Origin of the sequence: Nitrobacter sp. 62-13 (assembly GCF_001896955.1) — a bacterium.
Taxonomy (GTDB): domain Bacteria; phylum Pseudomonadota; class Alphaproteobacteria; order Rhizobiales; family Xanthobacteraceae; genus Nitrobacter.
In genome coordinates, this window is sequence record NZ_MKRN01000181.1 from 27,443 (window position 1) to 30,598 (window position 3,156).

The following is a 3,156-nucleotide window of genomic DNA, read 5'->3' on the forward strand; positions in this document are numbered from 1 at the left end:
ATTCCATTTGTATGCGGACTTCTCGTTTTGGTCTCTTGGTCCGGGGGTGCTCAATGTCCTCGACGCTCAAAACCGTGCGAACTTCGCTATCCACATCCCCGCCGATTCCACTTGCGAGTCCGGAGGTGGCGGAACTTATCGCGTGGGCGTTCCGTTATGCAGCGGCAGCTTCGGAGGTATGGCAGCGATGAACGAGATTGAAGAGCGCGTGCAGGAAATTATGGACGAGTACGGCGAACTGGTCATGGGAGAAGAGCCGCAGGTGGAGGAGTTCAAGAGAGCGGTGCAGGATTTTCTCGAACACGGACCGGGTATGCCTGACCAGCGCCGCCAATCGCTGCTGAAGCACATGAGAGGCTGGGACCCGGAGTACATCGCCTATTTGACCAAGCGCGGCTAGTAAGGCGTGTCCGTGCACGGCCCCAGGCGCTCTCGGGGGCAAAGGCGCCGGCTACCGTGCGGGGACCTGGAAGGGGGAAGGTCCCGTCGGGTTAATATGTAGCATCACGTCATCTTTGTAAGTCCCTTGAAGGAGCTTTGCCGCAGCAATCCCTCAGACGTGATGTCGCGGTACTCTACCTCGGCGGCGAAGAACTGCTCGACCCAGGTCGCCTTGGGCTTCCTGAGAGGCTTGGTGAGCGGTGACTTCGCAGTAGCGACCGTATCGAGCTGCTTGCGGATCTTGCCCGCGGCGATGCGTGACCAGCCGGTGCCGACCTTTCCCATGTAGATCAGCTCCGCGCCTTCCTTCTTGCCTAAATAAAGCGCGGCGACGCCTGTCGGATCCTTGACGAATCCGATTACAAGGAACGCTTGGCGGTCTTGATCTTGATCCAACCTTCGTTGCGCGTGGGTAGGGCGCGTCCGGATTCTTCGATACGATGCCCTCCCAATTGAGCTTCGCGGCATGAGCGAACATTTCGGCGCCGCTGACGATGATGTGCTCGCTGTACTGCAGGGGGCGGCTTCAGACTATGCGTATCGAACAAGCCTTTTGCAGTCGCTTGCGCTCAATCTGGCAAACGGCGCGCAGGTCGTAGCCGTCGAGATAGAGCAGGTCGAACGCGTAGTACTCGATGCGGTTCTGCTTTCCGCCGGGTAGCGCCGTCTGAAGCTCGGAGAAGTTGGTGCGGCCGTCCTCGATGACGACCGCCTCGCCGTTGAGTATCGCCTCGCCCTGAATATCAAAAGCTTTCGTAATTCCGGCAAACCGCTTGGTCCAATCGAGGCCATTGCGCGTATAAGCCGTTGCGCGTCCATGCTTCGCGTGCAACTGCACACGGTAGCCGTCGTACTTTATTTCATGAGGAGAAGCGAACCGCCGGGCGGCTTCGATTTCAGCGTGGCGAGCTGCGGCGGTATAAATCCGCAGGCTTTGCGCCGTCGGCCCGGATGTCGGGAGATTTCGTTCGCCTCGCCACGGACGCCGCTCGCGCGCTCCTTTCCGTTGAGAGAAAGGCGTGAGCGCAAGACGCGTTCTCATCACCGATAATTGCCTAGGCCGCTCGGTGGCGTGAAGAGCATGCGCGTCAATCAAAACGACAGCGAGTCTATTATGTATGCGCTATATCAATGGAACCGTTCGACGCGCGCTATGAAGGCTGTCTTTCAGACTTTTTGTCTGCATCCACGCGCCCAACGAGCGTCCTTGCCTTTTTCCGACGAGTGCATCCGCTCGCCGTCGAACGCAGTGCAAAATATCTCCGCGTGCCATCGTCAGCGAACAGTGCACGACCCGAAACAAGAAGTAGCTGCATATTCGTTCCGGAGATTCATCGTGGAACCTGCACCCGTCGGCTCACGCCGGCCGGATTTTCTATTCCGATCGTAGGTGTGCGTCGATTTAATTTCCGAGCTGGTTTGTAAGTGCGTTGGACGGCGGGATTGGCGCAGTGCTTACCGCGGAGACTTGGCCGCGCCAGATGCAGCTTATCTCAAACCAAGCCTCGGCTTAGGCCAATGCACTGGGTAATGGCGGGAACGCCGTCTTCGGGCGTTGATCGTGAAGTATGACAGCCAAATGACGCCGCGTGTCGGCTCTTAATGTGGACTCGAAGATTCGTTCCTGCACGTCCCTGCGGCAGGGTGCGGCCAAAGCCTGAACACCGCTTGGCCGAGCAACCTTTCGAGCTGCCCATCACACGTCACCCCTTGGCGCTATCGTCTGGACTGCCCTTCATATCTTCGCCACGATCCTGTTTCCCCTTCAACTCTCGTTCTGCAGTATGCCAAAACTCTTCGTTTCGACCTTCGGGTCTCCCGTGCTCTTCCCAAAGCTGATGGGCGCGCTTGCGGACTTCTTCTTCAGATATTTTGGGCGTCATCATCAGGACTCAGGACCTTGTCATCGAATACGGACAAAACTGTTTGAAATAGGTGAGGAAGCGTTCGGCCATCGAGGCGCTATGAGCGCTGGCCTGACGAAGATCATTGCCTCGTGGATAAGCCATGTGCACCTCCGGGTTACGATGGCATAGAACTCTCAATTACCGCGTCGGTTCCCGGCGTTGCTCATTACAGGCCTCAGTGGAAGGAAGAGGCGAGTTCGGCGAAGATACCGCGAAGCTTGACCGGTTCAGATGTGAACCTGTGCTGACACTGATCCGAAAAACACGTTACCATGCGTCACCCGTCACTCTTCGCGACCCGTGCTTGACTGTCGTCAGGCGGCCTACCGACTGAAGCTGCGATCGCAAAGGTAATCGTCTCCATATGTGGAATGGCCCGCGCGACAGGAGCTTTTTCAGTCGATTTTTACACATTTGGACGGTGCGGTCATATGTCCGGCCTTTGCGCTCGGCACATGGCCACTGGCCTCGATGAGATCCACGGAACAAGGAGCTAAATCAATTTTACGCGCTTGAGCGCATTGGAGACGGTAGCTTCACTCGTTTCGGGATTTCGTCCCATGGGTTCATCGCCTGTAGTTGCACCTTGCCCTCTGCCGGCCTGCGCCGATCGGATCGTTGTGGTGGTAACGACGTCCATCAGACGGAGACCGCGGTAATCGCCAGTGGGGGGCGCCGATAAATTCCGCCCTTGTTCAGAACCGCCCAGATGATCCGCGCTGTCTTGTTGGCCTGCGCGACAGCGGCAAGCCTAAAGGGTCGACTTGAACCCCCCAGTATTCGGTACAAGCGCCTTGATGGTCGCCGC

General features: G+C 57.6%; 4 protein-coding genes. 1 reads left to right on the top strand and 3 read right to left on the bottom strand.

The features are described from left to right. Nucleotides 1–400: hypothetical protein (locus BGN91_RS13415; RefSeq protein ID WP_292613904.1), on the top strand; the 400-nt coding region annotated here is incomplete at its 5' end. Nucleotides 401–504: 104 nt separating this feature from the next. On the opposite strand, the gene BGN91_RS13420 is transcribed toward BGN91_RS13415, so the two are convergent. The 3 genes from BGN91_RS13420 to BGN91_RS13430 all read right to left on the bottom strand — a co-directional run bounded on the left by BGN91_RS13420 (nucleotide 505) and on the right by BGN91_RS13430 (nucleotide 2,327). Next, nucleotides 505–837 (bottom strand): hypothetical protein, encoded by a 333-nt coding sequence (locus BGN91_RS13420; protein ID WP_292613906.1) that lies wholly within the window; start codon nucleotides 835–837, stop codon nucleotides 505–507. 130 nt (nucleotides 838–967) lie between these two features. Continuing rightward, nucleotides 968–1,483, bottom strand: coding sequence for a hypothetical protein (locus BGN91_RS13425; protein ID WP_292613908.1), 516 nt, complete (start codon nucleotides 1,481–1,483; stop codon nucleotides 968–970). A 661-nt stretch (nucleotides 1,484–2,144) separates the two neighbouring features. Further along, a complete protein-coding gene (locus tag BGN91_RS13430) occupies nucleotides 2,145–2,327 on the bottom strand; it encodes a DUF2934 domain-containing protein (RefSeq protein ID WP_292613910.1) in 183 nt (60 codons plus the stop codon). Nucleotides 2,328–3,156: the final 829 nt, after the last annotated feature.

Bases quoted from the DNA above. Each gene is read 5' to 3' on its own strand.
- BGN91_RS13425 (WP_292613908.1), bottom strand. From the start codon at position 1,483: ATGAGAACGCGTCTTGCGCTCACGCCTTTCTCTCAACGGAAAGGAGCG.
- BGN91_RS13430 (WP_292613910.1), bottom strand. From the start codon at position 2,327: ATGATGACGCCCAAAATATCTGAAGAAGAAGTCCGCAAGCGCGCCCAT.